This window comes from Hyphomonas sp. (genome assembly GCF_041689225.1).
Classification (GTDB): Bacteria; Pseudomonadota; Alphaproteobacteria; order Caulobacterales; family Hyphomonadaceae; genus Hyphomonas.
On sequence record NZ_JBDNGN010000054.1, the window covers coordinates 1 to 26,325 of the forward strand.

General features: G+C 62.0%; 29 protein-coding genes. 23 read left to right on the forward strand and 6 right to left on the reverse strand.

The window, feature by feature from the left end; all coding sequences use genetic code 11:
* Positions 1 to 137 precede the first annotated feature (137 nt).
* Positions 138 to 1,877, reverse strand: coding sequence for an amidase (locus ACESNB_RS04310; protein ID WP_373004353.1), 1,740 nt, complete (start codon positions 1,875 to 1,877; stop codon positions 138 to 140).
* Between the two features lie 183 nt (positions 1,878 to 2,060).
* On the opposite strand from ACESNB_RS04310, the gene ACESNB_RS04315 reads away from it, so the two are divergent.
* The 8 genes from ACESNB_RS04315 (at position 2,061) to ACESNB_RS04350 (ending at position 10,515) form a co-directional block, all read left to right on the forward strand.
* Complete coding sequence (locus ACESNB_RS04315; RefSeq protein ID WP_373004356.1) at positions 2,061 to 4,154, forward strand: prolyl oligopeptidase family protein; 2,094 nt, start codon at positions 2,061 to 2,063, stop codon at positions 4,152 to 4,154.
* Positions 4,155 to 4,259: 105 nt separating this feature from the next.
* A complete protein-coding gene (locus ACESNB_RS04320; RefSeq protein ID WP_373004359.1) occupies positions 4,260 to 4,850 on the forward strand; it encodes a GNAT family N-acetyltransferase in 591 nt (196 codons plus the stop codon).
* Positions 4,851 to 5,038: 188 nt separating this feature from the next.
* Positions 5,039 to 6,514 carry a signal recognition particle protein gene (gene ffh / locus ACESNB_RS04325; RefSeq protein WP_373004362.1) on the forward strand — a complete coding sequence of 492 codons (1,476 nt, stop codon included), beginning with the start codon at positions 5,039 to 5,041 and terminating at the stop codon, positions 6,512 to 6,514.
* Positions 6,515 to 6,829, forward strand: coding sequence for a chorismate mutase (locus ACESNB_RS04330; protein WP_373004365.1), 315 nt, complete (start codon positions 6,515 to 6,517; stop codon positions 6,827 to 6,829).
* A 33-nt stretch (positions 6,830 to 6,862) separates the two neighbouring features.
* Positions 6,863 to 7,318, forward strand: a complete 456-nt coding sequence (gene rpsP / locus ACESNB_RS04335) for a 30S ribosomal protein S16 (protein WP_373004368.1) — start codon at positions 6,863 to 6,865, stop codon at positions 7,316 to 7,318.
* A gap of 160 nt (positions 7,319 to 7,478) precedes the next feature.
* Positions 7,479 to 8,192 (forward strand): beta/gamma crystallin-related protein, encoded by a 714-nt coding sequence (locus ACESNB_RS04340; protein WP_373004371.1) that lies wholly within the window; start codon positions 7,479 to 7,481, stop codon positions 8,190 to 8,192.
* Positions 8,193 to 8,242: 50 nt separating this feature from the next.
* Positions 8,243 to 8,779, forward strand: coding sequence for a ribosome maturation factor RimM (gene rimM, locus ACESNB_RS04345; protein WP_373004373.1), 537 nt, complete (start codon positions 8,243 to 8,245; stop codon positions 8,777 to 8,779).
* Positions 8,780 to 8,856: 77 nt separating this feature from the next.
* Entirely contained in the window at positions 8,857 to 10,515 is a 1,659-nt protein-coding gene (locus tag ACESNB_RS04350; protein WP_373004376.1) for a beta/gamma crystallin-related protein, read from the forward strand.
* Between the two features lie 9 nt (positions 10,516 to 10,524).
* Here ACESNB_RS04350 and ACESNB_RS04355 read toward each other — a convergent pair whose 3' ends face one another.
* Entirely contained in the window at positions 10,525 to 11,307 is a 783-nt protein-coding gene (locus ACESNB_RS04355) for a glycosyltransferase family 2 protein (RefSeq protein WP_373004378.1), read from the reverse strand.
* Between the two features lie 113 nt (positions 11,308 to 11,420).
* Here ACESNB_RS04355 and ACESNB_RS04360 point away from each other — a divergent pair, with 113 nt between their 5' ends.
* Positions 11,421 to 11,966, forward strand: coding sequence for a hypothetical protein (locus ACESNB_RS04360; RefSeq protein WP_373004380.1), 546 nt, complete (start codon positions 11,421 to 11,423; stop codon positions 11,964 to 11,966).
* A gap of 207 nt (positions 11,967 to 12,173) precedes the next feature.
* Here the strand turns inward: ACESNB_RS04360 and ACESNB_RS04365 are convergent, their stop codons facing one another.
* Positions 12,174 to 12,611 carry a hypothetical protein gene (locus ACESNB_RS04365; RefSeq protein WP_373004383.1) on the reverse strand — a complete coding sequence of 146 codons (438 nt, stop codon included), beginning with the start codon at positions 12,609 to 12,611 and terminating at the stop codon, positions 12,174 to 12,176.
* Positions 12,612 to 12,874: 263 nt separating this feature from the next.
* Here ACESNB_RS04365 and ACESNB_RS04370 point away from each other — a divergent pair, with 263 nt between their 5' ends.
* A complete protein-coding gene (locus ACESNB_RS04370; RefSeq protein ID WP_373004386.1) occupies positions 12,875 to 13,621 on the forward strand; it encodes a GGDEF domain-containing protein in 747 nt (248 codons plus the stop codon).
* Here the strand turns inward: ACESNB_RS04370 and ACESNB_RS04375 are convergent.
* Positions 13,618 to 14,076 carry a hypothetical protein gene (locus ACESNB_RS04375; protein WP_373004388.1) on the reverse strand — a complete coding sequence of 153 codons (459 nt, stop codon included), beginning with the start codon at positions 14,074 to 14,076 and terminating at the stop codon, positions 13,618 to 13,620. The two genes, ACESNB_RS04370 and ACESNB_RS04375, sit on opposite strands and share 4 nt — an antisense overlap.
* 133 nt (positions 14,077 to 14,209) lie before the next feature.
* Between ACESNB_RS04375 and trmD the strand changes: the two genes are divergently transcribed.
* The 3 genes from trmD to leuC all read left to right on the forward strand — a co-directional run bounded on the left by trmD (position 14,210) and on the right by leuC (position 17,121).
* Positions 14,210 to 14,935: a tRNA (guanosine(37)-N1)-methyltransferase TrmD gene (trmD, locus tag ACESNB_RS04380; protein ID WP_373004391.1), complete on the forward strand. Its 726-nt coding sequence runs from the start codon at positions 14,210 to 14,212 to the stop codon at positions 14,933 to 14,935.
* Positions 14,922 to 15,515: a 50S ribosomal protein L19 gene (gene rplS, locus ACESNB_RS04385; protein ID WP_373004394.1), complete on the forward strand. Its 594-nt coding sequence runs from the start codon at positions 14,922 to 14,924 to the stop codon at positions 15,513 to 15,515. The genes trmD and rplS overlap by 14 nt, the downstream gene beginning before the upstream one ends.
* A gap of 208 nt (positions 15,516 to 15,723) precedes the next feature.
* Positions 15,724 to 17,121, forward strand: a complete 1,398-nt coding sequence (gene leuC / locus ACESNB_RS04390) for a 3-isopropylmalate dehydratase large subunit (protein ID WP_373004397.1) — start codon at positions 15,724 to 15,726, stop codon at positions 17,119 to 17,121.
* A 3-nt stretch (positions 17,122 to 17,124) separates the two neighbouring features.
* On the opposite strand, the gene ACESNB_RS04395 is transcribed toward leuC, so the two are convergent.
* Positions 17,125 to 18,417: a hypothetical protein gene (locus tag ACESNB_RS04395; RefSeq protein WP_373004400.1), complete on the reverse strand. Its 1,293-nt coding sequence runs from the start codon at positions 18,415 to 18,417 to the stop codon at positions 17,125 to 17,127.
* A gap of 147 nt (positions 18,418 to 18,564) precedes the next feature.
* Here ACESNB_RS04395 and ACESNB_RS04400 point away from each other — a divergent pair, with 147 nt between their 5' ends.
* From ACESNB_RS04400 to ACESNB_RS04440, 9 genes are all read left to right on the forward strand, one after another.
* Positions 18,565 to 19,200 carry a glutathione S-transferase family protein gene (locus ACESNB_RS04400; RefSeq protein ID WP_373004403.1) on the forward strand — a complete coding sequence of 212 codons (636 nt, stop codon included), beginning with the start codon at positions 18,565 to 18,567 and terminating at the stop codon, positions 19,198 to 19,200.
* A complete protein-coding gene (locus ACESNB_RS04405) occupies positions 19,197 to 20,045 on the forward strand; it encodes a VOC family protein (RefSeq protein ID WP_373004406.1) in 849 nt (282 codons plus the stop codon). The genes ACESNB_RS04400 and ACESNB_RS04405 overlap by 4 nt, the downstream gene beginning before the upstream one ends.
* A gap of 9 nt (positions 20,046 to 20,054) precedes the next feature.
* The gene (gene leuD / locus ACESNB_RS04410; protein WP_373004409.1) at positions 20,055 to 20,684 is read left to right on the forward strand and encodes a 3-isopropylmalate dehydratase small subunit; all 630 of its coding nucleotides are present in this window, start codon (positions 20,055 to 20,057) and stop codon (positions 20,682 to 20,684) included.
* Positions 20,685 to 20,712: 28 nt separating this feature from the next.
* Positions 20,713 to 20,892 (forward strand): hypothetical protein, encoded by a 180-nt coding sequence (locus ACESNB_RS04415; protein ID WP_373004411.1) that lies wholly within the window; start codon positions 20,713 to 20,715, stop codon positions 20,890 to 20,892.
* Positions 20,889 to 21,185, forward strand: a complete 297-nt coding sequence (locus ACESNB_RS04420; RefSeq protein ID WP_373004414.1) for a putative quinol monooxygenase — start codon at positions 20,889 to 20,891, stop codon at positions 21,183 to 21,185. The genes ACESNB_RS04415 and ACESNB_RS04420 overlap by 4 nt, the downstream gene beginning before the upstream one ends.
* Positions 21,186 to 21,283: 98 nt before the next feature.
* Positions 21,284 to 21,637 carry a hypothetical protein gene (locus tag ACESNB_RS04425; protein WP_373004417.1) on the forward strand — a complete coding sequence of 118 codons (354 nt, stop codon included), beginning with the start codon at positions 21,284 to 21,286 and terminating at the stop codon, positions 21,635 to 21,637.
* 137 nt (positions 21,638 to 21,774) lie between these two features.
* Entirely contained in the window at positions 21,775 to 22,833 is a 1,059-nt protein-coding gene (gene leuB, locus ACESNB_RS04430) for a 3-isopropylmalate dehydrogenase (RefSeq protein ID WP_373004420.1), read from the forward strand.
* 71 nt (positions 22,834 to 22,904) lie between these two features.
* Positions 22,905 to 24,095: an amidohydrolase family protein gene (locus ACESNB_RS04435; protein ID WP_373004423.1), complete on the forward strand. Its 1,191-nt coding sequence runs from the start codon at positions 22,905 to 22,907 to the stop codon at positions 24,093 to 24,095.
* A gap of 39 nt (positions 24,096 to 24,134) precedes the next feature.
* Positions 24,135 to 24,692, forward strand: a complete 558-nt coding sequence (locus ACESNB_RS04440; RefSeq protein WP_373004426.1) for a hypothetical protein — start codon at positions 24,135 to 24,137, stop codon at positions 24,690 to 24,692.
* A gap of 6 nt (positions 24,693 to 24,698) precedes the next feature.
* Here ACESNB_RS04440 and ACESNB_RS04445 read toward each other — a convergent pair whose 3' ends face one another.
* Positions 24,699 to 25,070: a nuclear transport factor 2 family protein gene (locus ACESNB_RS04445; protein WP_340692359.1), complete on the reverse strand. Its 372-nt coding sequence runs from the start codon at positions 25,068 to 25,070 to the stop codon at positions 24,699 to 24,701.
* A 129-nt stretch (positions 25,071 to 25,199) separates the two neighbouring features.
* Between ACESNB_RS04445 and ACESNB_RS04450 the strand changes: the two genes are divergently transcribed.
* Positions 25,200 to 26,243 (forward strand): aspartate-semialdehyde dehydrogenase, encoded by a 1,044-nt coding sequence (locus ACESNB_RS04450; protein ID WP_373004430.1) that lies wholly within the window; start codon positions 25,200 to 25,202, stop codon positions 26,241 to 26,243.
* The last annotated feature ends 82 nt before the right edge of the window (positions 26,244 to 26,325 follow it).

Consider the following 26,325-nt stretch of genomic DNA (forward strand, 5'->3'; position numbering starts at 1 on the left):
AGCGAAACGCCAATCCAAAGCCTTACATCTGGCGCAAAAAGGGCGCCGAAATCCTTGCCAAAATCAACCGAGCCCGCAAAGCACTCGACAAAGCTCAAACCGCATGAGTTATGAGGCCCTATTTGAGTGTCAGGACACTAGAGTGCAGGACGCTCGCTTGCAACGCCGAGCGCAGCTTCGAGGGCACGGCCGAGGGCCAGCATCGGTCCTTCGCGAAACAGCGGGGCCCAAAGCGAGATCGCGACAGGTGTTCGCGCCACGGGGGCATCAGGGTTGGCGTCGGTGTCGAACAGTGTCCGGGGCGTTGTCTCGTCGAAGCCGCAGCGCATCACCAGGCACGGATGCCCAGTGAAGTTCGTCGGCGTGACCATGCCGCTGGAATAGCTCGGCCCGATCACCACATCGACGCCGTCAAAGGCCTCATGCATGGCCTGCATCCACATGCGGCGCAGCCGGTCGACCTGAATGAGATCGACCGCGCTGATGAAGCGCGCCCCGCGGAACGAATTCGGCCACGCTTCCGGATCTTGCCAGGTCAGCTCGTCGTCGCGGCCGGACAGGGTGAGATCTTCGAAGGCGGCGGCCGCCTCGGCGGTCAGTTGCAGGGAGAGCGGATCCGACGCGAGGTCCGGCCGTTTGAAGTCGACGAGAGTTGCGCCCAGGCTTTTTGCCGCCTGGATTGCCGCGCGTTCGGTGCCGGTCGCTTCTTCCAGCCAGGCCGGGTCGATCCCAAGTCTCAGTCCGCTGATGGGCGTGCGATAATCATAGGTGAAACCGGCGGCGATGGAGCCGGCATCGGCAGGATCGTATCCGTTCAAGGCATCCAGCACGAGCGCGCAATCCTCGACGCTGCGGGCGATGGGGCCGGCTTTGTCCAGCGACCAGCACAACGCCATGCCGCCGGCGCGGCTGACGCGGCCGAAAGTTGGGCGCAGGGCTGTCGTGCCGCAGCGCATCGAAGGCGAAACGAGCGAGCCCAGCGTCTCCGTGCCGATGGCAAAGGCGCACAGGCCGGCCGCAGTGGCGCTGGCCGATCCAGCGCTTGAGCCTGACGAGCCTTCGCGCGGATCGAAGGGATTGCGCGTGACGCCGCCGAACCAGATGTCGCCATAGGCCAGCGCGCCACAGGTGGTCTTTCCGAGCAGGATGGCTCCGGCCTCGCCAAGCCTGCGCACTATGGCGCTGTCGCTATGCGACGCCTGATTCTTGTAAGGCGCCGCGCCCCAGGTCGCGGGCGAGCCGTCGGCGTCGAACAAATCTTTGAGCCCGTAGGGTATGCCGTGCAGGGGCCCCCGGATGTTTCCGGCGGCGCGTTCGGCATCCATGGCGTCGGCCTCACGGCGGGCCCGGTCTGCCATCACTGTGACGAAACACTCCAGACGCGGCGCGATCAGGTCGATTCGCTTGAGATAGATGTCGGTCAGCTCGCGACTGGTCAGGGTGCCGGCGCCGAGCCAGGTGGCCAATTGGGTGAGCGTTGCGAAGGCTATGTCTTCATCGGCCGGCCTTGCGGTGGGTTCGTCAGGCGAGACAGTGACTTTCGAGCTAGGCGTGATGCCGTAATTGACGCCCGGAAGGCGTGGCTCGAACACGGTGGCTGGTGCCAGAGAATTCGGTTTTCCCACCGACCGCAACTGTTTGAGGATGTCGAGGCGTGCCTCCAGATCGGACACCATCTGCGCCCGTTCGGCGTCCGTGTAGCTGATTCCGGCAAGTTGCTCCGCGTGTTGAATGGTATTGGTGGAAATGCCGTCGGCAGTGGAGGGCGGCGCCGGTTCGCCGGCGCAGGCGGCGACTGCGAGCCCGGCAAGGCTGACTCCAGCACCTCTCAGAATATCCCTGCGCGATGTGGTGTGCAGTATCTTCGACTCGGTCATGTCCTTCCCCCGTTTGCCATCTGTCGTCTCTCAGACTAAATCGTCATTCACGTCGGGGGACGAGTCAAATCCTTGATTGGGGCCACGGCCCCAGAGCGCCGGAGAGTCCACGCGCAGATTCCTGACCCCCTGACGGCCCTAATGCTTGCATCATGCGCCAGCGCACCCGAAACGGAGACTTTTTTGCCCGAGACGCCCGCCCCTATCATTGAAACCCAAGTCGACGACCCGAACCTCTGGCTGGAGGCGGTCGAAGGCGACGATGCGCTGGCCTGGGTGCGGGCACAGAACGCGCGCAGCTTGGCCGGGCTGCAGGCCGATCCGCGTTATGCGGGGTTTGAAGCGGCTGCGCTTGATGCGCTGAATTCCAAAGAACGCATCCCCTATGGGGCCGTGCGCGACGGGATGGTCTACAATTTCTGGCAGGATGACGTGAACGTCCGGGGTCTCTGGCGCCGGACCAGTCTTGATAGCTATGCGACGGCGAAGCCGGACTGGGAGACGGTTGTCGATTTCGACACGCTCGCCGCAGATGAAGGCAAGAACTGGGTCTACAAGGGTGCCAATTGCCTGCGCCAAGTGGGCAAGCCGGCGCGTCATTGCCTCGTGTCATTGTCCGATGGCGGCAAGGACGCGGTCGTGAACCGGGAATTCGACCTGGTGACAAAGGCCTTTGTCGCGGACGGCTTCGTCACGACAGAGGCCAAGCAGGGTGTCGCCTGGGTCGACGCTGACACATTGCTGATCGCGTCTGACTGGGGCGAGGAGACGGTGACCGCGTCAGGCTATCCGTTCATCGTGAAACGCTGGCATCGCGGTACGCCGCTCGAGGCCGCCGAGGAGGTGATCCTCGGAACGCGCATGCAGGTCGGCGTCTGGCCGATGGTCATGGAACTGGATAACGGCCGTATTCTTCAGGGCGCGGTGAAGTCCGAAACCTTCTTCACCCATTCCTATTGGTGGCTGCCGGATGGCGAAGCCGAGCCCGTGCGCTGGCCGATCCCGCTGAAATCGTCGCCGAACGGCATCTACAAGGGCCAGTTCCTGGTGTCGCTTGAGGAAGACTGGGCGCCGGACGGCCAAGCGGGCTCGTTCAAGTCGGGCGACCTGGTCGCCTTCGGCGTGGACGTTTTCCTCGAAACGCGGACATTGCCGACAGTCAGTCTCGTGTTTCATCCTGACGCGACACAGGCCGTGAATGGTGTGGCGATTGCCAAGGGCGCGGCGCTGCTGTCGATCAATGACAATGTTGTCGGTCGGGTGATGCGTCTGGAGCCGTTGGCGGACGGGTGGACTCACGTCCCGATCGACCTGCCGGGTACGGGACAGGCGGGCATCGCCTTTGCCGACGAGCATGAAGAAGCCGTGTTCCTGAACTATGAGGGCTTCCTCACACCGGATTCCCTGCTGTCCTATGACATCAAGACCGGCGACGTTGCGTCCCTGAAAAGCTTGCCCGGCAAGTTCGACGCATCAGGCCTGAAGGTCGAACAGTTCTTTGCGACGTCAAAAGACGGGACGCAGGTACCCTATTTCATCGTGCACAAAGCCGACATGGTGCTGGATGGCAGTACGCCGACGCTGCTCTATGGCTATGGCGGGTTCCAGGTGTCGATGAACCCATCCTACAGCCCGGTGACCGGGCGGCTGTGGCTGGAACAGGGAGGCGCTTATGTTCTGGCGAATATCAGGGGCGGTGGCGAGTTTGGCCCGGCCTGGCACCAGGCAGGCCTGAAGCTCAACCGCCAGCGCGTGTATGATGATTTCATCGCGGTCGGCGAAGACCTGATTGCGCGCAAGATCACCAGTTCCGAACATCTCGGCATCATGGGCGGATCGAATGGCGGCCTGTTGATGGGCGTCATGCTGAACCAGCGGCCTGATCTCTGGAATGCGGTCGTGGTGCAGGTGCCCCTGCTCGACATGCTGCGCTACCACTTCCTGCTCGCGGGCGCGTCATGGGTGGACGAATACGGCTCGCCGGATGTACCCGAAGAGCGGGCGTTCCTCGAGACATTCTCGCCCTACCAGAATTTCGATGCGTCCAGGCCTTATCCCGAACCCTTCTTTGTGACCTCGACCAAGGATGACCGCGTGCATCCCGGCCATGCGCGCAAGATGGCGAAACTGTTCGAGGATGCCGGTTTGCCCTTCCTGTACTATGAGAATGTCGATGGCGGGCATTCGGCGGCGGCGAACCAGACGGAGCGCGCCAAGCGCACCGCTTTGGAATTCACTTATCTAACCGAGCGCCTTTTTCCTGAAGGTCGTGAATAGAAAGTCTGAAAAAAGAATTCTAATATTTATTGGGTTCCAAAACAGAATTCAGAATTTCTTTTTCCCGCACCCTTGTGTCCGTCGCGATCCGTGAGACGCTAGCTCATGCGGCTCGATGAACAAGGTTTGCACAATGATGTCGTGAGGCTCGACCGGCTGGAGGAATCCGACAGGGCGCGGCTGGGCGGATCAGGCGCCATATCCGCCATGTGGGATTGGCTGCCGGTCATTCCCTCTGGAACGAACTTCAATGCCTATTTCGATTTGATGCTGGCCATGAAGCAGAAGGGCAACGTCATCCCTTTTTCGATTACACGTCAGGCTGACGACGTATTTGCGGGCGTGATTGCTTATCTTGACGTGTCGCGCACCCATCGACGCGTCGGGATTGGATACGTTTGGCATCCGCCTGAAATGCGGGGCACCATCGTGCCGGTGGCGACACAGATGGCGATGATTGGACGTGCTTTCGGCGCGCGTATGCGGCGGATCGAATTCCCGATCGCGGCGGCCAATGAGCGGGCGATCAGCTCGCTAGAGCGCCTGGGTGCGCGCAAGGAAGGTGTCCTGCGCCGTTACATGCGTCTCGCCGACGGCTCATGGGCGGATCTGGCCATACTGTCGCTCGTCGATTCCGAAATTCGCGCGGCCATCGACCTGCTCAAGGACCGCGTCGCCCAGATGCAGCTGGCTTGACCTCACGAACCTCACATGCTTTAGGCGCCGCTACATCCGCGCAAACATGAAAAGCGCGCTTTGACTGACACTTGAGGTCAGCGAGGCCCCCCGCCTGGCGAATTTTCGCTCAGCGGGGCTTCATGCTTTGTGCGCCGGGTTTGAGCGCCTAAGTCTGTCCTGCAGGCAAACGGCAAAGGAGTAGGCACATGTTCGACGCTTTGAGCGATCGCCTTGGCGGCATTTTCGACGGCCTGACCGGTCGCGGCGCGCTGTCCGAGAAGGACGTGAATGCTGCACTGCGCGAAATCCGTGTTGCCCTGCTTGAAGCCGACGTCGCCCTGCCCGTGGTCAAGGATTTCATCGAAAGCGTGCGCGCCCGCGCCGTTGGCGAGGAAGTCGTTCGCTCGGTGAAGCCGGGCCAGCAAGTCGTCAAGATCGTCTATGACGGGATCGTCGAGATGTTGGGCGGAGCGGATGCCGAGACAACCCTGCGCATCGACACGCCGCCAGCCGTGATGATGATGGCGGGCCTGCAGGGCTCAGGCAAGACGACGACGACGGCCAAGATCGCCAGGCGCCTCGGCGAGAAGCAGCGCAAGAAAGTCCTGCTCGCCTCGCTCGACGTGCGCCGTCCGGCCGCGATGCAGCAGCTCGCGATCCTTGCCGACCAGTGCGGCGACAATGTCTTCTCCCTGCCGATCATCGAAGGCCAGCTGCCCGCCGATATCGCGCGGCGCGCCGTGCAGGCCGCCAAGATAGGCGGTTATGACGTCCTGATCCTCGATACCGCCGGCCGCACCACACTTGACGAGCAGATGATGTCTGAGGCGGCAGAGATTGCCGACATCGCGAAGCCGTCCGAGACGCTGCTGGTGGCGGATGCACTGACCGGCCAAGATGCTGTGGAGACGGCGAAACGCTTCCACGACCGCCTGCCACTGACGGGCCTCGTCCTGACTCGGATGGACGGTGACGGGCGCGGCGGCGCAGCGCTGTCCATGCGCGCGGTTACCGGCCTGCCGATCAAGTTCCTCGGCACCGGCGAAAAGCTCGACGGTCTCGACGCGTTCGATGCCTCCCGTGTGGCAGGCCGTATTCTTGGCCAGGGCGATATTGTCAGCCTGGTCGAAAAAGCGTCGGAGCAGATGGATGCCGACAAAGCCGAGCGCATGGCCGCGAAGCTCAAGAAAGGCGAATTCGACCTCGAGGACATGGCCGACCAGCTGCGCCAGATGCAGCGCATGGGCGGGCTCGGTGGCATCATGGGCATGATGCCCGGTGCCCGCAAAGCCAAGGAAGCCATGGCGAATGCCAATCTCGACGACAATGTCCTGAAGCGCCAGGAAGCGATCATCCTGTCGATGACCCGCAAGGAGCGGCGCAAGCCGGCGGTGCTCAACGCGTCGCGCCGCAAGCGTATCGCGGCGGGGTCCGGCACCTCGGTCCAGGAAGTGAACAAGCTGCTGAAAATGCACCAGCAGATGGCCACGATGATGAAGAAGATGCGCACCAAGGGCGGCATGAAAGCCATGATGGGCGCGGCCTCGCAGGCCGGCATGTCACCAGCCGATCTTGCAAAAATGGGTGGCCAGCAAATGCCGGGCGGATTGCCGGGTATGGGATCAGGTGGCTTGCCTGGCCTGGGAGGCAGCCTGCCAGGCCTCGGGGGAAAGAAAAAGTAGATGATGAGTACAGACAACACGCTCGCCCAATTCCAGCTGAACCAGTTGCGCGCCAGCATCGACAACATGGATGCGATCCTCGTCCACACGCTGGCCGAACGCTTCAAGGCAACGAAAGAAGTCGGCAAACTGAAAGCGCTGCACAACATGCCGCCCGCCGACAAATCCCGCGAAGGCCAACAGATCGAGCGCCTCCGCGACCTTGCCAACGAAGCCGGCCTCGACCCGGCCTTCGCCGAGAAATTCCTCTCTTTCATCGTGGCGGAAGTCATTCGCCACCATGAGCAGATCCGCAGCGACGAAGCTGAACTTTAATTACAGAGACGACACTTTACAGGAGTAACCCCAATGTCCCTCAAGATCCGACTCGCCCGTGGCGGGTCCAAGAAACGCCCCTTCTATTCCGTCGTCATCGCTGACGCCCGCGCGCCACGTGATGGTCGCTTCATCGAGAAGATCGGCACCTATGATCCGCGCCAGCCCAAGGATTCCGGCGAGCGCGTAAAAATCGACGGCGTCAAAGCCGCAGCATGGATCAAGAAGGGCGCCCAGCCGACCGACCGCGTCGCACGCTTCCTCTCGCAGATCACCGTCGAGGGTGAGTCCGCCCCGGTCTACACGTGGACTGCCGGCAGCAACCTGAAAAAGGGTGAGCCAGGCAAGAAGGCTCAGGATCGCGTGAAGGAGCGCGCCGACAAGGCGACCGCCGCTGCTGAAGCTGCTGCAGAAGCCGCCAAGGCACCTGCCCCGGTCGAAGAGCCAGCTGCTGAAGAAGCGTCCGCCGAGGAAGCCGCTTCCGAATAGGTCCGGCATACATATAGTTTTGATGAGGCCAGTGCATTTTTGCACTGGCCTTTTCTTTTGTCTGGCGGTGGCTCCCGCAACTGAATGCGGCACAACGCGCAACCTTGTCCCGGTTCAGTTCGCTTCACATCCAAGCGAACTGAACTGACAGGAGACCGCTATGACCAAATTGAGCCTTTTCCGGACCGGCGCGCTCGTCGCGGCCAGCCTTGGCGCCCTGACCGTGCCGGCATACGCGGATCGCGGGCCTGATCCGTATCGCGGCGGATACAGCGGTGTCGTGCTGCATGCAGATGCCGGTTTCCGCGGCGAAGCCATTGAAGTGGCTGGGGCGATCCCCGACCTGAAGCCGATGCGGTTCAATGACCGGGTCTCGTCGATCAGCGTCCGGTCGGGTGCGTGGGAAGTCTGCACGGATGCGAATTTCCGGGGCCGGTGTGCGACCGTCGACACGAGCGTATCCCGTCTGAATGACTTGCGCCTGAACGATAATGTCTCGTCGCTCCGTCCCGTCGGCTACGGGCCCGGCAGCGAGGGACAGGATGGTGCGTGGAACTACGGCCATGGCGGGCGTTCGGCCAATCTGGTCCCGTTTTCGAATGTCGACCTGCGCGGTGAACCGATCGAGATCAATGGCGACATTGCTGACCTTACCGCCTACCGGTTCAATGACCGGGCGAGCTCGGTCCTCGTGACGCGCGGAACCGGGATCGCCTGTGAACACGCGAACTATCGCGGCCGCTACGAAGTGATCTCGCGCGGCTCAGGCGACCTTCGCCCGACCGGACTCAACGACAATATCTCGTCGATCTGCCGATATGACGGCCGGGACGCGGCCCGCAACGGCAATGACCGCGACTGGCGCCGTCACTAAACGGTGTCAGGCCGGTTCTCTCCGGCGCGGTCTGGCGCTACAGAGGCGAGATGAAGACCTATCCGAATGACAAACTGATCGTTGTGGGCGCCCTGAAGGGCGCCCACGGCGTGCGCGGCGAAGTGCGCGTGAAGAGCTTCACGGCAGACCCTGAAGACCTCTTCATTTACGGCCCCCTCACAGATGAAGCGGGGCGGCTGGTGCTGACACCCCTCTCGGCGCGGCCGGGGAATGATCACTTCATCGTGAAAGTCCGCGAACAGAAACAGAAGGAAGAGTGGGATGCCCTGAAGGGCACCCTGCTGCATGTCGAGCGCGCGCAATTGCCAAGCGCCGATGAAGGCGAATTCTATATCGAGGACCTTGTCGGCCTGGAGGTCTGTTCTGTTGGAGACGTTGCAGAAGGGCGGATAAAAGCGGTCCAGAATTTCGGCGCCGACGATCTGCTGGAAATCCACCTGATTACCGGTGGCGGAACCGTTTTCGTACCGTTCACGCAAACCGACGTGCCGGAAATTGACCTCAACGCGGGGCGTGTCCGGATCCCGGGTCTGGCCCAGTGGGCCGAGGTGGAAGACGATAAATAGCAGGCCGCCTGCCTGACGTTGTGCGGCATTCAGACGCCGTGTTCCATGTTACTGTCAGTAACTGAGAGGATTTGGCCATGTTTGCCACGCTCCTGCGCCTTGGCGCCCTTATCGCAGTCCCCCTTGTCGCCGCTGGCGCGGCGGCTGCGCAATATGATGCACCGCAGGATGAAGCGGCGCTGATCCTGTTCAGCGGCGCGAATTATACCGGCGACGCGGTCAATATCTTCGATCCGATCCATGCGCTGCCCGATATCCGGTTCAATGACCGGGCCCGGTCCGTTGCGGTCTTGTCTGGCGCGTGGGAGATCTGCGAACACAGCGATTTCACCGGCCGCTGCGTGTTGTTGCGCGAGGACGTGCCGGACCTGCGCTATTTTGATCTTGGGGGAGACGTGTCGTCGGTTCGGCCGATTTATGAGTATACCGATGCCGAGCATGGCCTGATGTTCGTGCGCGATGAGCGCGGCTATATCCAGTATGGCGATGCCGTGCGTTACGGGAATGACGGCTATGATTTCGGCTACGGTCGCACGACGCGGGTCGAGGTGTATCACTACGGCTATTCACCGGCCTACCGGTCCTACGGCTATTATGATCCGCTGGCGGGCTATGGCCCGTACGGGTTCGGGTATTCACGCGGCGGGTACAATACTTACCGCGCCTACCACCGCGAGCGCCCGCCGCTGCGGGGCCATTATGGCGCGCGTGACGCGGACGCCACCTTGTATGTCGACGCCAACGGGCGCGGTGCGTCGCTTGGCATCGATCGCGGGGTCAAGGACCTCAGCCGCTTCCGGTTCAATGACAATGTCTCGTCCCTGAACATCAAGTCGGGCAAATGGGAAGTGTGCGAACATGCCAACTTCCAGGGCCGCTGCCAGATCATCGATGCCTCGACGGGCAAGCTCAACGGCTACCGCCTGAATGACAATATTTCCTCGATCCGCCCGGTTGGCGATACGCGGCCTGTGACGGGCCGGCCCGGCAAGGGCGAGCGTGACGGCGACCTTAGCCGCGAGCGGGATAGCCGCCGCGACGGACCGCGCGACGGGGATGCAGGGCGCACACGCCGTCCACAAGCTGAAGGCACGCTGCCTGTTCGCAGCAGGGGCTCGACTGCCGCGCTGGCAGGTGATCCGGGCACCGTACCCTCGCTGCCCGATACGACCCTGCCAAATAGCCAGAGGCGCGCGACGCCGTCCTTCATTCCGCCCGACCCGGTCAGCAGAACCGTGCGTGAACCCGGGACGCGCCGCGACACAGCACGCGGTCAGCCGCCTCGCCGTGATGCGAACCCGGCACCGGCCGTCGAAACGCCGCGCGTGCGCCCGGTAACCGAGCAGCCGCGACGGTCGCAGGTGCGTGTTGAACAGACCCGCGTTGAACCCGACCGGGCGCCGCGTTCTGAAGCGCCCCGGGCCCGACCACAGCAACAAGGCCAGCGGACCGAGCGGAACACGCGCCAGCAGGCCCCGCGCGTGCTGCCGCAGAGCCCTGCCATGCGATCTCAGGCGCCCCAGCGGACACAGGCCCAGCCGACACGCCAGACCCGGGCGCCTGTCCAGGCCGCGCCGAAGGCCCGCGCGCCCGTTCGCGCTGCGCCTGCGCCCGCACCCGTCAGGGTTGCGCCTGCCTCTGCGCCGCAAACAAAAGCCAGGTCGCGTCCGAATCCTCGGTCGCCGGACGGCATGCGCGCACGCCAGAATGGCCGCGACGGCAACAATAGAAAATAAGTGGAATGATCACCGCGCGTCCTGATCGGCGCGCGGGTCGTTCCATTCAGCGGCGATGCCGTAGCCGCCGCGCCGCGTCAGCCAGAACATGCCGATCAGATCGAAGATCCCGGCGCCCAGGCGACCCAGGAAGCCGTATTTCGACACGCCGGCCAGACGCTCGCGATCATTGACCTTTTCCTCGCGCACATCCCAGCCTGCGCGCTTGATAAGGGCGGGCAGGAAGCGGTGCATCGAGGCAAAAAAGGGCAGGTCGCGGAAAGCCGCTGTGCGGATCAGTTTCCAGCCGCAGCCCGTATCGGTCGCATCGTCCCGCAGCACGAAACGGCGCACGCCATTGGCGACGCGTGACTGCAGCCATTTGAAGCCGGAATCGTTGCGGCTGTTCCGCTTGCCGGCGATGATGCCAAGCCGGGGCGGGGCGCCGGGCGTGACGATCTCGGCCCAGAGGCGCGCCGTATCGTGCGGATCGTTCTGGCCGTCGCCGTCGAGCAGCTGGACCCATTGCCCACGCGCCGATTTGAGGCCGGTGAACAGGGCAGCCGACTTGCCGCGCCGGGCGACGTGATTGAACACGACGACCGTGTGCGGGTGCCTTGCCTGCGCCTCGGCCAGTTCAGCGCTGGTCGCGTCGTCCGAACAGTCATTGACGCAGATAATCTCGAACGCGATGCCCGATAGCGCTGAATGCACCTCGTCGATCACGGGATGCACGTTTCCTTCTTCGTTGAAAAACGGGATCAGGACGGAAAGCGCTGGAGAGTTCACCATGTATCCTCCCGTATAGAACATGTCTGCCGCGCGCAATTTTCGTGCTCAAAACCCGCTGAAAAATGCACGGATAAATGCCCGTAGGATACCCGGAAATTGCCCGGTGAGTGCCCGCAATGCGCCGAGAAGCGAATATGATTCCACGAACATTACTTTCTGCTTGTTCCGCGACGGGCCGGATTGCAGCTGGTCCGAACATGTATGTGTTGCCAGACTTGCGAGATCAGCCCATCCCAACGGGCATGAACCCGTCCATAGAGACGATCCAAGAAAAAATCCGCGGGCTCGAACTGGAACTCGAGGCTGAATTCGCCAAGCGGCGGACAGGCCTGCGATATGGTCTTGAGCGCGGACGGGCCCGCTTCGAGGAAGAGGTCGCGCGCCGCCATCGTGAACTGCGCACGCATCTTGCGCGATATGTGTTCACCGCCCGGCCGCTTGTGTGGCTCACCGCGCCGGTCATCTACTCGCGGATTGTGCCGTTTGCGGTGGTTGATCTCTGGGTCTCGATCTACCAGGCGATCTGTTTCCGGGCGTACGGAATTCCGCAGGTCCAGCGGCACCGATACCTGGTGTTTGATCGCAGCGGGCTGGCCTATCTCAACATGATCGAGAAGCTGTTGCTATGTGAACGGCGTGATAGCCTATGCCCGCTATGCCGGCTTCGAGGAATATGGTGATGGCGCGAACTATCATGACCGGCTGAAGACCTTGCAGGCCGAGGTCAGGGCGACAGAGGACCCTGCCGTTCCACTGGATGACGGCTGAAGCCAGCCCACCTTGATCTGCCAACAGGCTCGACCATGCGTGGCGCCCAGAATACCGGACGCAGGTTCACAACGAGCCGTGACGGAAGCCGCGACAGGGGCCGCAGCTTCCGGGAAGGCCTAGATGCGCGCGAAATCGTTGCGTGCGAGGCTGGCGACTGTGTCGAGCGTGACGGCCTTGTCGCCCAAACGGCGGCGCTGCAGATCTGACAATTCGAACGGCGCAGCATGGCCGTAATTATCAACCCAGACGCGGTCGACTTCCGATTTGGTGAGAGCGGCGGTCATTTTGACTTCCGGCATCTCATCCATGTTGGAGGAATGCTTCGTGCCCGGCAGGTAGATCGTGCCATTCGAGAAATCGACGGCAAAGGCGACGAGTCCGGGAATGAGGAACAAGAGCAGGCCGATACCATCGAGAATAGCGACACTCGGGTCGATGCGCCCACCGGACTGGCCCTTGCGTTCGGGATAGAGAAGCGTGCCACAGCCGGAGAGGGCTGCCGCCATAACGGCCGTTGAGCCACCAATCAGAAATCGGCGTTTGGTCGTGTCCATGAGTTGATCTCCCGTGATCGGACCGTGCTCACACGCAAGGCTCCTGGCCCTTAAAGCCGCAGGCGCGTTAAAGGTTCCACCCTCAGGAAATCATTCCCGCCTGCGCAGAAAACCGCCGACTGCGGTGAAGGCGGGCACCGACCCAACGTCATTTCCAACAGGTAAACAGGCTCCCGCCAAATCGACTTCCCCGGTTCGCCAGATATTTGTCTATTGGAGGTAGAAGGGATGTATATCAAACGGGGGACCGGATGCCAAGTTCGATGAGATTACACGATGTTCTTGAATCGCTCACCTTCTTCGCTTTTGTTGCGATTACGGCGCTCTGCCTGTCATTCATTTTTTCCATGGTGGTGTACCAGCTCGGCTTGCCGGCGAACCCCAGGGTATTCGTCCTGACCAATTTGGTGGTCTCGGCCTGCGTCGCTGTCCCGACGGCCGCGATTGCGTCGCAGCATGAGTATCGGCTGCGAATCTACCAGCGGCGCCTTGAAGCCCTGGCGGCAACAGACCCGCTCACAGGACTCTATAATCGCCGCTTTTTCAAACAGGCGATGGATGACGAACTGAACCGCATGCGCCGGACGCGCCAGACGGCTGGCCTCGTGTTCTTCGACCTCGACCATTTCAAGCGGGTCAATGACCGTTTTGGCCACAAGACCGGCGACCTCGTGTTGCAGGAAGTGGCAGAAAGTGCGTTCGCCGAATTGCGTGGGCCGTTCGACCGGCTTGGGCGCTGGGGTGGTGAGGAATTTGTCATCCTGCTGAGCGATGTGACGCTGGAACAGGCCGAATCCGTGTGCGAGCGGATCCGCAGACGAATCGAAAGCCTGGCGCTTGAGCATAAAGGCCAGGTGATTTCCGTCACGGCGAGCTTCGGCACATGCCTGCTGGCACAGGGCGGCAATGCCGACATCGCACTTGAAACCGCAGACGCAGCGCTCTTTGAGTCGAAGAATTCGGGACGCAACAAGGTGTCGTCGCGCCGGGCCCTGGCGCCTGTCGCCTAGTCCTGGCCCATTGTTGCCAAAGCCTGCGCGACGTCCAGTTCGGCGGATAACTTGTCGACATAGCGCGCGAATCTGCATGCATAGAGCGACCGGCTTTCGGCCCACCATTCGCGAATGCCAGGATTGCTGAGCGATTCCCAGAGGCGCGCTTCAGAGCCTTCCCAGAGTTCGTCCTCGAACACGCCGAAGCGGCGATGGGTGTGCAGCACTTCGAAATGCCGAAAGGAAATGCTCAGGAAGTTCGAGACGCGCAGGAATTCAGCCCGGGTCCAGCTGTCGCGCCCATTCCCGCGCGTGATCAGCTCGGCCAATTCTGCGCTCTCCGCGATGCGGCCGAGATTGGACGAGAGGAGCTGGGCCGACGTCTGCGCCGCTGCCATGCGGGTAAGATGGGCATTCCGGCGCAGTTGCAGGCCGATAAAGACCAGTGTCAGCATCACGGCGCCGGAGGCCATGATATTGGCAATCGTGGCAATCGTATCGAGATTGATGCGGCCTTCCGCGTTTCTCCGCCATCAAGCGCCGAGGGCGCGCGGGCGTCAACGGGGGCGGGGTGACGGCGTCCCGCGTCTGGGCTAGATGCGCTACATGTTCACGGCCACGCTCATCACCCTTGTGCCAGACGCCTTTCCCGGGCCGCTCGGCGTTTCCGTCCTGGAGCGCGCGCGCGAAAAGGGGATTTGGAGTCTCGAGACGGTGGACCTGCGTACCTTTGGCGTGGGCAAGCATCGCAATGTCGACGATACGCCGGCCGGCGGCGGGGCGGGCATGGTAATCCGGCCGGACGTGGCGGCGGCGGCGATTGACAGCATCCCGCGGGACGGGCGGCCACTTATTTATCTTTCCCCGCGCGGCAAACCGTTTGACCAACAGAAAGCCCGGGACTGGGCGGCCGGGCCGGGGCTCGTGTTTTTCTGCGGCCGCTTCGAGGGACTCGATGAGCGCGCCATCGAAGGGCGCGACATGGAAGAGGTTTCGTTGGGCGACTTCGTACTGGCGGGCGGCGAAGTCGCGGCGATGGCCTTGATCGAGGCCGTCGTGCGCCTGTTGCCCGGTGTGGCAGGAAACGAAGCCTCGCTGACGGAGGAATCCTTCGAGCAGGGCCTGCTGGAACACGCTCACTATACGATGCCCCGCGAGTGGGAAGGCCGTCCCACGCCGGGCATTCTGCTGTCAGGCGATCACAAGCGAATAGAAGAATGGCGTGCGAACAGCGCAAAGACGTTGACAAAGCAGCGCCGCCCCGATTTATACGCCGCTTACTCCAAGATCCCCAAATTCCAGCCGCCGGAGACTGGCGATGAACATGATTGAACAGCTTGAGGCGGAAGAACGCGTCCGTGTCCTCGGCGACAAAAAGATACCCGCATTCTCGCCCGGCGACACGCTGGCGGTGAATGTGAAGATCAAGGAAGGCGACCGCGAACGCGTCCAGCGTTTCGAAGGCGTCTGCATTGCCCGTTCGGGCGGCAGCCTGAGCGAGAGCTTCACGGTTCGCAAGATCTCCTTCGGTGAAGGCGTCGAGCGGGTTTTCCCGCTGGTCTCGCCACTGATCGAATCGATCGAAGTGAAGCGCAAGGGCCGCGTCCGCCGTGCGAAACTCTACTACCTGCGTGATCGTCGCGGTAAATCGGCGCGCATCGCCGAGCGTACGACGGGCCATGGTATCGAGGCTGTGGAGATCGCCGTCTCGAAGACCGAGCGCCGTCGCCAGAAGGACGCCGAGAAGCTGGCCCGCAAGGAAGCCGCTGCAGTGGATCGCGAAAACGCTTCCAAGGCCAAGCTCGAAGCTGAAAAAGCCGCTGCTGCTGCGGCTGAAGCCGAAGCCAAGGCCGCCGAAGCTGCTGCGGCAGCCGCTGCCGCCGAAGCGCCAGAGGCTGCTCCGGAAGAATAGGCCTTTCAGGCCCACCAGATCAAAAACGCCCTTGCCTCCCGGCAGGGGCGTTTTTCGTTCAGCCTCTATTGACGGGCTTGAGCCGACCCTCCCGCCTCCCTAAATCAAGGAGTGATCGCGACGGCATAATGCAGACGGGCGGGTGCGGGCTTCCATCGCCCGCATCTGTCGCTATTGTGCGGCGCAACAGCGAGGAAGAACAATTCGAATGGCCGGTAAGACACTTTATGACAAGATCTGGGATGCGCATGTCGTCCATACCGATGGAGCCTCGGGCGAGAGCCTGCTCTATATCGACCTGCACCTGATCCATGAAGTGACGACCCCGCAGGCGTTTGACGGGCTGAAAACGGCAGGCCGGAAAGTGCGCCGCCCGGACCTGACGCTGGCCGTGGCCGATCACAATACGCCGACCGAGAAGCAGGCGCTTGGCATGGCGGGCGTGGTTGATCCGGAAGCGCGCAACCAGCTGGAAACCCTGACGCGCAATGTCGCCGAATACGGCATCGAATATTTTCCCATGGGCGATATCCGCAACGGCATCGTCCATGTCGTGGGGCCCGAACAGGGCCGCACCCAGCCCGGCATGACGATTGTCTGCGGCGACAGCCATACCTCGACCCACGGCGCCTTCGGCGCGTTGGCGCATGGCATCGGCACCTCGGAAGTCGAGCATGTGCTGGCGACGCAGACCCTGCGCGCGCGCAAGATGGGCAATTTCGCGGTAGAGGTGTCCGGACGCCTGCAGGACGGCGTGACCGCTAAGGATCTCGCGCTGCACATTATCGGCCTGATCGGCACAGCCGGTGGCACGGGCCATGTCATCGAGTTTCGCGGCGAGGCCATCGAAGCCCTGTCGATGGAAGGGCGCATGACCTTGTGCAATCTCGCGATCGAAGGCGGCGCGCGGGCGGGCCTGATCGCGCCGGATGAGAAGACACTGGACTATATGAAAGGCCGCCCGGCCAGCCCGAAGGCCGGCGCGTGGGAAATTGCCGCGACGTATTGGAAGACCCTCAGTTCGGATGCTGATGCGGCATGGGACCATGTCGTGCGGATTGACGGCAGCGCGGTCGAGCCGACGATCACCTGGGGCACCAGCCCGGAACAGGCGATCGCGGTGTCGGGCAAGACGCCTGTGCCGGAAGAGATTGCCGATCCGGTGAAACGCGCAGCTGCCGAGCGGGCACTGGATTATATGGGCCTTGAGCCCGGCGTGCCGATTGCCGGAACGCCGGTGCAGCGCGTGTTTATCGGCTCGTGCACGAACAGCCGGATCGAAGACCTGCGCGCTGCTGCCGCGATCGCCAAGGGCAACAAGGTGGTCGACGGCGTGCGTGCAATGGTCGTGCCGGGGTCGGGGCTGGTGCGGGCGCAGGCAGAGGCCGAGGGCCTCGACATCGTGCTGATGGAAGCGGGTTTCGAATGGCGCGAGCCGGGCTGTTCCATGTGTCTCGGCATGAACCCGGATATTCTGTCGCCGGGCGAACGCTGCGCATCGACCTCGAACCGCAATTTCGAAGGCCGACAGGGACGTGGCGGACGCACTCACCTGATGAGCCCGGCGCTGGCTGCGCGTGCGGCCATCACTGGCGTGATTGGATGAGTCTCAAGGGCTCGACGGATTGAGGACCGCCGCAGGACAAAGCGCCGTTTCGGCGTCAGTCAGCGTGCCGGTCGGCATGGGGTGGCTGATCGCCGGCCCACCGGTAAATTCTGGCACGACACGCGTGTCACTGAGGCCGAGATCGACGGCGTTTCGCCGACCGCGATTGGCCCATGCCGCCGTTTCATCAGCACTGAGTGCTGACTGACCAACACCTTCCACATAAAAGGCGATGTCCCGGCCAAGCCGGTCTGTCCGCTGGTTCGGCGGCCTCACGTTAAGGGCAACATATTGGCGGATCGCCGCCGGGGCGGGCGGCCAGGCCGACCCTGATGCGGACTTCAACGTGCGAAGGGCGTCTTTGAGTTTGCGCTCTGAAATCGACATGTGCGCCGAGCGGTCGATCAAGAAGGCGTGGTCGAGTTCCGATACGGGCAGGCCGAATTCCTCAGACGTCCAGACCCGGTGGAAGGTCGCGATTTTGCCGCCGTCGAAGGAGGCCGAGCGATACACGTCGCGGTAAAGCTCAGGCAGTTCAGCCGTTGCTCCGAGCGCCTTGAAGCCATCGACCCAGGCGGACCGCCGCTTGGGCGACATCCAGACACCGCAGAGATAGGTCCCCAGCGCGCTGTTGTCCGATTTGTTCTCGAGCTCAAGCACGCGCTGAACGGCGGGCGCCTCTGTGCCGAAGGCCGCGTTGAAAAGGTCGGCATCGCCGGGCGCACCGGCATCGCGAAACTGACCGAGGATTGCCTGAACCTCGCGGCCATGGCCGGCGGTCGCACCGTCGGGCCCCCAGGTGATGAAGGACCGCTTGTCATTGCTGAAGCAGGTGCCTTGCCCGTCATCGGGCGCAGAGCGTGGGCTGTTCTGGCAGAAATTCCACTGCATGCGATTGTAGTCGGTCGCCTCGAAGGTCAGCTTCAGGACGGCAGCGCGCTGGTCTACGGTCGGCGCGGGCTTGTCACCCATAATGGCCTTCCAAAGCGCTTCTGTTACGGCGCCGGTGTTTGCCGCGCTGTCGCTCGGGACTTGCGCAGAAATGGTGTCGCAGCCGGTGAGTGCGATAACTGCCTTGCGTGATCCGTTGCCGAACTGGCCATCGACGCCGACCACTTTGTCGATCCCGCAGGTTGCGAGGGCGGCGTTGAGGCCCGCTTGGAACCGTGTCACAGGTCCGGTCTGGCCGTCGCGGGTCATCCATGTGCGATACTCAAAAAGTACGGGGTCATCAGCGAATGCCGTTCCGGCCAGGCAAAGCGAGGCAAGCGCCGCCAGCGTAGAGCGTCGAACCATGAATATCGCCGTTTCCGACGGCCCTGCCAGTTAATCGGAACGTAGCCCAGCGTTTGACGGCGCGGCAACCAAACAAATCCCGAATTCCGGATTACAAAGCGCGCTTGTCTCGCGCATATAGGGGTCATTCAAGCGAGGAAACGCGACATGACCCGATTTACCCTGCACGGCATCTTCGCCTCCGGCCCGACCTACAAGGTCGGACTGATGCTGCACATGACGAGCACGCCCTTTGACTATGTCCATGTCGACCTGCGCTCAGGCGCACACAAGGCGGACGCCTTCCTCGCCAAGAACCGGTATGGTCAGGTGCCGGTTCTGGACGATCACGAGAAGGACATATGCCTGTGCCAGTCATCCGTCATTCTCGACTACCTGGCCGACGAAACGGGCCGGTTTGGTGGCAAGGACCGCGCGGAACGCCTGCGCGCACGTGAATGGCAGCTTTGGGGTGCCGGACAGCTGACGACGGGCATCTATCGCACGCGGGCCTTGAAGCTCGGCTTCTTCCAGTTCCCGGAACAGGTCGCCGAAGCCAACTTCAATGCCGCGAACGGCGCGCTGAAGGAACTCAACGGTCTTCTCGACGGGCGTGACTGGCTTGTCGGCGCCGGGCCGACGATTGCCGATCTCGATATTTACGGTATCGCCGCCTATGCTCCGCAGGCCCAGGTCGACTTGGCGAACTATGCCCATTTGCGCCGCTGGATGGCGAAAGTGGAAGCGCTGCCGGGCTTCAAGAATGTCGATACCGCCTTGCCGAAGGAAAGCGTGAAGGCGTGATTTCAGGACTCGACCATATCGTGCTCGTCTGCCCGGAGATTGTCTCCGGCACGGCGGTCTATTCGGCGCTGCTGGGGCGGGCGCCCGACTGGCAATCGGTTTCGGAAGACGGCGCGGCGACGGCCATCTTCAGGGTCAACAACACGGCGCTGGAGCTGATGGCGCCGAAGGGCGATGGTCCTGTCGCCGAACGCCTCGGCGAGATCATTACCGATGACGGCTCCGGCCTGAAAAGCCTTGCTTTCGCAACGGCCGATATCGAACACGCCCATCACCGCCTCACCCGGCGCGGGCTGAATCCGCACGAGATCATGCCCGGCGAAAGCCGGAGCGACATCAGCGGCAAAACGCGAACCTGGCGCCGGTTTCGGTGTGACGATGCGGAAACGGGTGGAATTAAGACATTCCTCATCGAGCATGTGACCGGGGCGCTGGCGCCGGTGGATGCGCCGGGCGGCGCGGTCGTCGGTCTCGACCATATCGTCATCAACACGCCGAACCCGGACCGTGCCGCAGCGCTTTACGGAGCCCGGCTCGGCCTCGACCTGGCGCTCGACCGGACAGCGCCGGAATGGAAGACGCGCTTCCTGTTCTTCCGAACGGGCGGCCTCACGTTCGAAGTGATCAATCGCCTCGGCGAAGACCATGATGCGCGTGCCAGCGACTCGATCTTCGGCCTGACCTGGGAGGTCGATGACCTTGCAGCCGCGCATGAACGCCTGCTGGACGCAGGGTTCAATGTGTCGGAGATGCGCAAGGGCCGCAAACCCGGCAGCCATATCTTTACCGTTCGCGACGGCACCCTGAATGTGCCGACCCTGTTCATTTCCCATGACCCGAAATAGAATGACCTCATGAAAGCTTTCCGCACTCTCACAGGAACCGCCGCGCCCCTCATGGAGAAGGGCAAGCCGATGTCGAATGTCGACACTGACATGATCATCCCGAAACAGTTCCTGAAGACGACAACCCGTACCGGCCTGTCGAAGGGCCTGTTCCACGAGTTGAAAACCAAGGCAGACGGCTCGGAAAATCCCGATTTCGTGCTCAACAAGCCGCAATATGCAAAGGCGAGCATCCTGATCGTGGGCGAGAATTTCGGCTGTGGCTCGTCGCGTGAGCACGCGCCCTGGGCGCTGCTCGACCAGGGCGTTACGTGTGTCATCGCGCCGAGCTTTGCCGATATCTTCTACAATAATTGCTACAAGAACGGCATCCTGCCCGTCCGCCTCCCCGTCGATGTGTGTGAACGGCTCGCTGCGCAGGCTGGCGGTGCGAACCATGTGTTCACCGTCGACCTTGAAACCCAGATGGTGACGACGCCGGATGGCGCCCAACACACATTCGATGTCGATCCGGGCCGCAAGTCGAACCTGCTGGAAGGACTCGATGAGATCGGCGCCTCGCTGACATCGGCAGATGAAATCAGCGAATTCGAAACCAAACGGCGCCTGATGACGCCGTGGCTGGAGCCGGCAAACTGAACCGATAACCCGTCAGGAGGGAAACGGCGTGTCTCGATGGAAGTTCGCGCTCGCCGCAATGGTGGCTCTGCCCCTGCTTTGTGCCTGTCACGGCGATATCCTCAGCACAAAACCTGAAACGAATGCGACCGTGCCGAAACCGGCACCTGAAGCGCGGCCCGCACCGCAGGCGGAACCGGCTGATGAGGCCGAGGCGCCCACGCAATGATCGTTATCGAGGGCATCATGCGTATCCCGCCTGCCAGGCTGGAAGAGGCCCATTCCGTCATGGAGCAGATGATCCTGGCCAGCCGCGCCGAACCAGGCTGTCTCGATTATGCCTACAGCGTGGACGTGTTGGACCCGGGCCTGATCCGGGTGTCAGAGCGCTGGGTCAGCCGCGATGCGCTGGCGGCTCATTTCAAGACGGCGCACATGGCGACCTGGCGATCGTTTTTCCCGCAGCTTGGCATTACGGACCGGTCGCTACGCCTCTATGAGGCAGAACCCGAGCCGATTTGAGCGATCTTCTTGCGTCTGACAGGATTGCGCACCGACAGGTTGCCTGAAAACCGATGCGCTCGTATAAAAGTCGCAAAGAAATTGAAGGAACCAGAAAAATGAAACGCGGAATTATTCTCGCATTTGCGCCTCTTCTCGTGGCGCTCGTAGCGGCGTGCCAAACCGCCCCCGCACCGACGGAAGCGGCAACACTGACAGTCGCTGCGCCAGCCGTCGTTGAGACGGAGGCCGCATACGCCGAACCAGCATCAACCGAAGGCGTTGAAGTCGCGTCAACCGATGTCGAAGTGATCTGCCGTTCGATCAAGGTTACCGGTTCGCGGTTCGCTAAGCGTGAATGCAAGACCCCAGACGCCTGGAAGCAATTTGACGCCTACACAAATCAGAATGCGAGAGAAGCAACGGACAAGATCCAGCGTGTCGGCACGGGCAGCGCGGCTAACGCCAACTGAGGTCAAATAGCAGATGGCTGTTCCTCCCGGGCCCGGGGAACCGGCGGGGCCGGGGCATTCTGCCAATTGCATGCGGCGCTTCCCGACGTTAGAGCCGTCTGTAAGCCGTGCATTGGCAGAATGAGAGAGTAAAGAACATGACGTCGCAAACTGTCCTGCTACTGCCCGGTGACGGCATCGGGCCCGAAGTCATGGCGCAGGCGCGCCGAGTGGCAGAAATTCTCGTGCCCGATCTCAAGTTCGAGACGGGCCTTGTGGGCGGAGCGTCGTTTGACCTTCATGGTGAGCCTCTCACCGAGGATACGCTTGAGAAGGCGCTTCATGCTGACGCGGTCCTGCTGGGGGCGGTCGGCGGGCCGAAATGGACAGACGTGGCGCGCAACAAGCGCCCGGAGGCGGGCCTTCTCGCCCTGCGCAAGGGGCTGGACGTGTTCGCCAACCTGCGCCCGGCCTATTGCTTCCCCGCACTGGTCGATGCCTCGAGCCTGAAACGCGAGATCATCGAAGGTCTCGACCTGATGATCGTTCGCGAACTGACGGGCGACGTCTATTTTGGCCAGCCGCGCGGCATCGACATTGATGATGAAGGCTATCGTCGCGGATACGATACGGCGGTCTACACGCACCCCGAAATCGAACGCGTTACGCGCGTGGCGTTTGATATTGCCCGGGGTCGGACCGGCCGGGTCTGTTCGGTCGAAAAGTCGAATGTCATGGAATCCGGCCTGTTCTGGCGGCAGGAAGTTACGCTCGCCCATGCTGAATATGGCGGCGGTATCGACCTGATCCACATGTATGCCGATGCCTGCGCCATGGAACTGGTGCGCGCGCCAAAGCAATTCGACGTCATCCTCGCAGGCAACCTGTTCGGCGATATCCTGTCGGATGAGGCCTCGATGCTGACCGGCTCGATCGGCATGCTGCCATCAGCCTCGCTCGGCGCTCCCGGCGTGCCCGGCCTCTACGAACCCGTGCACGGGTCGGCGCCGGACATTGCCGGTCAGGGCATTGCCAATCCCTGCGCCATGATCCTGTCGCTGGAAATGGCCCTGCGCTGGTCGCTGGACCGGGAAAAGGCGGCTGACGCCCTGTTCGCCGCGGTCGGCAAGGCGCTCGACAAGGGCGCACGCACGAAAGACCTTGGCGGCAATCTCAGCGCCGAAGGCATGGCCGACATGATTATCGCCGCGCTCTGAGTCTTCACGGCGCGATTGTCGCGCCACCATGCCTGTGACATCTTCCTGCAAAAATAATCGGAGGAAACCAAATGACATATGCTGGCAGCCGCCTTGTGCACGATTCTGATAGCCACCGGATGGAGTCGAGCGACTGTCTTGACCCTTATTTCGACGCAAAACTGCTCGCGCGCTATCATGACCTTCCGGTCTACAAGTCGAAAAAATCCATCGACGATTTCGTGAACGGCAAGCTCGGCGCGCACGACGATCCGGCCTTCCGCGCGGGGGTGGCCGAGAACATTCTCCTTCGCAAGAATTACGAGGCGCATGGTGCCTTCCGGTCTGCCGACCGGCCAGAAGTGCTCGACCTGCTCGGCTTTGCCAGCCAGCTTGTGTTCACGACGTTCTGTCTTGGTAATTTCGGGCTCGACCAGAGCGACGACATGGAGCTCTGCTACGCCGCTGCCGAGGCGCACAACCGGATGATGACGGACTTCTGTTCGGTCGACCGTCGCCTGTTGGCCACCGCCTACATTCCACTGGAAGACATCGACCGGTCCATCGCAACCGCGCGCAATGCCATCAAGATGGGCGCCAAGGCGCTGATGGTGCCGTCGATGTGCCCGCAAAAGCACGGCCCGAGCCATGTTGGTCTCGACCCGGTCTGGGCGATGGCCGAGGAGGCAGGGCTGCCGGTGCTGTTCCATGTCGGCGGCGAGGACAAACTGAACCCCGTCTACAAGGAGAATGGCCTGCCGCCCGTGCCGGACTTCCATGGCGGCGACGACAATTTCACCTCCGTCAGCTACATGCCGATCCCGAATGCCGCCATGCAGACGCTGGCGACGATGATTTTCGACGGTGTGTTCGACCGCTTCCCGAACCTGAAATTCGGCGCCATCGAACTGGGCGCGTCCTGGGTGCCAGGATGGATGCGGGCGATGGATTCGGCGGCGCATGCCTTCATGCGCAACGAAACCCGGCTGCAGGCCCTGACGGCGAAGCCGTCCGAGATCGTGAGGCGCCAGTTCCGCGCTGCGCCCTATCCGCATGAAGATGCTGGCTGGATCATCGCCAATGGGGGCGAGGAGGTCTGCATGTTCTCGTCGGATTATCCTCATGTCGAAGGCGGACGAAATCCGTTGAAACGCTTTGACGAAAGCCTGAAGGGCGTCTCACCTCACGCAATAAAAGCTTTCTATTCCGGCAATTTCATCGACATGATGGGAGGGGGCCTTGCCCCGGATCTGCGCGTGCCGGAACTTCAGCAGTCCGCTTGAGGCCCGCGCGCAGGCTCACCAAATTCAGGGGGGACGGCTTTGTCAGACGAAGCGCAACCTGATGACAGGCAGTCCAGGCTCGTCCAGCGCCGGGCCCGCGTTGAATACCTTGCTTTCATCGCCCAGATTGTCAGCGCGATTGCTATTGTCATTTCCCTGGTCTTTGTCGGCATTCAGCTGCGCGACGGGAACACGGTTACGATTCGTAATGAATCCAACGCAACTATGGAGCAGTGGTCAGCGTTTCGTGCATCCATTTATGCAGACAAGGATACGGCTGCAATGTTCCGGGCCGGCATGGATGCGACCGCGCCGCTCGATCCGGCAGACCAGATGCGCTTCCTTTACGTGATGCGCGAGCACGCTTGGGCGACATTCCAAATCTGGGACCGTACGAATCGGAGGCTGGTGCCATCTGCGAATTTCGAAGGTGGTGCGGCGCCCGGTTTTCTGAAAGTGATCTGCACGCCGGGCGGTGCGCTAGCGTGGGCGGAAATCCTGAGCGAGTTACCGCCGGCCTTTGTCGCGGACATGGACCGTATCGCCGTGACGTATTCGGTTGCGCAAAAAGTGAGCTGTGTCCCACAGGACGAATGAAGCGGCCTAACTGTAGTCTGCGATCCGGCAGAGCAGGTTGCCGCGGAATTCGAAGAAGCTGGCGCCGCGGATTTTCACGGTCTCGCCGGCCCGGATGCCGTTTGGCAGGTCGACGGCGGCCTTGCCTTCGAATTCGATCTCGGCAGCTGCCTTACCAGCGCCGGTGACGACATTGACCAGCCGCTGGCGGCGATAGGAAAAGGCGTTGCCCGAGAGGTCTGCGACCTGCCGCATCATGTCCTTGCCGTCGAGCCGCATCGACTGGCCGGAATTCGAAATATTCTCGAAGACGACGTCGTCGGTCACGCAGTCGATCATGCCGTCAATGTCGCGGGCATTGTAGCTGGCGATGTAGCGGGCAATCACTTCATCAAGCACGGACAGGTCTCCTAGGGTTCAGGGCAGGCTTTGGTCGTGCCTTACACATAACACGATGGCAACAGGCTTTGCACATGGGACAAAGATGGGTCATAAGCCTGCGGATTACAGGACGGAGCTTTACATATCATGGCCACGCGGATTGCAGTTGTCGGTGCAACAGGAAATGTCGGACGGGAATTGTTCAATATTCTCGATGAGCGCCTGTTTCCCGCAGACGAAGTCTTTGCGATCGCGTCACGGCGTTCGATGGGCAAGGAAGTGAGCTATGGCGACCGGACGCTGAAATGCCACGACCTCGAGACATTTGACTTTTCGCGCGTGGACCTGGTCCTGATGTCGGCAGGCGGCACGGTGTCGAAGCAGTGGGCGCCCAAGATTGCGGCTGCCGGCGCGATCGTGATCGACAATTCCTCGGCCTGGCGCATGGACAAGGACGTGCCGCTGGTCGTGCCGGAAGTGAATGCCGACGCCGTGATGGGCTATGCCAAGAAGAACATCATCGCCAATCCGAACTGTTCGACAGCGCAGTTGGTTGTGGCCCTCAAGCCGATCCATGACGCAGTCGGCATCACACGGGTCGTGGTTGCGACCTATCAGTCGGTCTCCGGCGCGGGCAAGGACGGCATGGACGAGTTGTGGAACCAGACCAAGGGCATCTTCGTCAATGACGAGCCGACGCCGCAGGTCTTCCAGAAGGAGATCGCCTTCAACGTGATCCCGCAGATCGATGATTTCATGGAGAATGGCTTCACCAAGGAAGAATGGAAGATGCGCGAGGAGACGAAAAAGATCCTCGACCCCGCGATTGAACTGGTAGCGACCTGCGTGCGCGTGCCGGTATTTGTCGGCCATTCCGAAGCCGTTCATATCGAACTGGCCGGCCCGATGAGCGCGGCTGAAGCCAAGGCGCTCCTGCGCGAAAGCCCCGGCATCATGCTGGTCGATGACCCGAAGGAAGACCTCTACATCACGCCGAAGGAATGCGTCGGCGACTGGGCCACCTTCATCAGCCGCGTGCGCAAGGACCCGACCGTCGAGAACGGTCTCGCCTTCTGGTGCGTCTCGGACAATCTGCGCAAGGGTGCGGCCCTCAACGCGGTTCAGATCGCCGAAGAGCTGCTGAACCGGGGCGTGATCAAGTCCGAGAAACAGACCGTCACGACAAACTAATCGGGCCACTTGGCTTTGACGCAGGAAACCTAGAGCTTGCGTGAGCAAGAATTGGGTGGCGGGAGCTTGCGGCTGCGCCTAC

Coding starts and splice junctions, on each gene's coding strand:
- rimM (WP_373004373.1), top strand. CDS start 8,243: ATGAAGACCTATCCGAATGACAAACTGATCGTTGTGGGCGCCCTGAAG.
- ACESNB_RS04360 (WP_373004380.1), top strand. CDS start 11,421: ATGATTCCACGAACATTACTTTCTGCTTGTTCCGCGACGGGCCGGATT.
- ACESNB_RS04435 (WP_373004423.1), top strand. CDS start 22,905: ATGACATATGCTGGCAGCCGCCTTGTGCACGATTCTGATAGCCACCGG.
- ACESNB_RS04310 (WP_373004353.1), bottom strand. CDS start 1,877: ATGACCGAGTCGAAGATACTGCACACCACATCGCGCAGGGATATTCTG.
- rpsP (WP_373004368.1), top strand. CDS start 6,863: ATGTCCCTCAAGATCCGACTCGCCCGTGGCGGGTCCAAGAAACGCCCC.
- leuD (WP_373004409.1), top strand. CDS start 20,055: ATGAAAGCTTTCCGCACTCTCACAGGAACCGCCGCGCCCCTCATGGAG.
- ACESNB_RS04330 (WP_373004365.1), top strand. CDS start 6,515: ATGATGAGTACAGACAACACGCTCGCCCAATTCCAGCTGAACCAGTTG.
- ACESNB_RS04365 (WP_373004383.1), bottom strand. CDS start 12,611: ATGGACACGACCAAACGCCGATTTCTGATTGGTGGCTCAACGGCCGTT.
- trmD (WP_373004391.1), top strand. CDS start 14,210: ATGTTCACGGCCACGCTCATCACCCTTGTGCCAGACGCCTTTCCCGGG.
- ACESNB_RS04395 (WP_373004400.1), bottom strand. CDS start 18,417: ATGGTTCGACGCTCTACGCTGGCGGCGCTTGCCTCGCTTTGCCTGGCC.
- ACESNB_RS04425 (WP_373004417.1), top strand. CDS start 21,284: ATGAAACGCGGAATTATTCTCGCATTTGCGCCTCTTCTCGTGGCGCTC.
- ACESNB_RS04355 (WP_373004378.1), bottom strand. CDS start 11,307: ATGTTCTATACGGGAGGATACATGGTGAACTCTCCAGCGCTTTCCGTC.
- ACESNB_RS04375 (WP_373004388.1), bottom strand. CDS start 14,076: ATGGCCTCCGGCGCCGTGATGCTGACACTGGTCTTTATCGGCCTGCAA.
- ACESNB_RS04400 (WP_373004403.1), top strand. CDS start 18,565: ATGACCCGATTTACCCTGCACGGCATCTTCGCCTCCGGCCCGACCTAC.
- leuC (WP_373004397.1), top strand. CDS start 15,724: ATGGCCGGTAAGACACTTTATGACAAGATCTGGGATGCGCATGTCGTC.
- ffh (WP_373004362.1), top strand. CDS start 5,039: ATGTTCGACGCTTTGAGCGATCGCCTTGGCGGCATTTTCGACGGCCTG.
- ACESNB_RS04420 (WP_373004414.1), top strand. CDS start 20,889: ATGATCGTTATCGAGGGCATCATGCGTATCCCGCCTGCCAGGCTGGAA.
- ACESNB_RS04320 (WP_373004359.1), top strand. CDS start 4,260: ATGCGGCTCGATGAACAAGGTTTGCACAATGATGTCGTGAGGCTCGAC.
- leuB (WP_373004420.1), top strand. CDS start 21,775: ATGACGTCGCAAACTGTCCTGCTACTGCCCGGTGACGGCATCGGGCCC.
- ACESNB_RS04350 (WP_373004376.1), top strand. CDS start 8,857: ATGTTTGCCACGCTCCTGCGCCTTGGCGCCCTTATCGCAGTCCCCCTT.
- ACESNB_RS04450 (WP_373004430.1), top strand. CDS start 25,200: ATGGCCACGCGGATTGCAGTTGTCGGTGCAACAGGAAATGTCGGACGG.
- rplS (WP_373004394.1), top strand. CDS start 14,922: ATGAACATGATTGAACAGCTTGAGGCGGAAGAACGCGTCCGTGTCCTC.
- ACESNB_RS04340 (WP_373004371.1), top strand. CDS start 7,479: ATGACCAAATTGAGCCTTTTCCGGACCGGCGCGCTCGTCGCGGCCAGC.
- ACESNB_RS04370 (WP_373004386.1), top strand. CDS start 12,875: ATGAGATTACACGATGTTCTTGAATCGCTCACCTTCTTCGCTTTTGTT.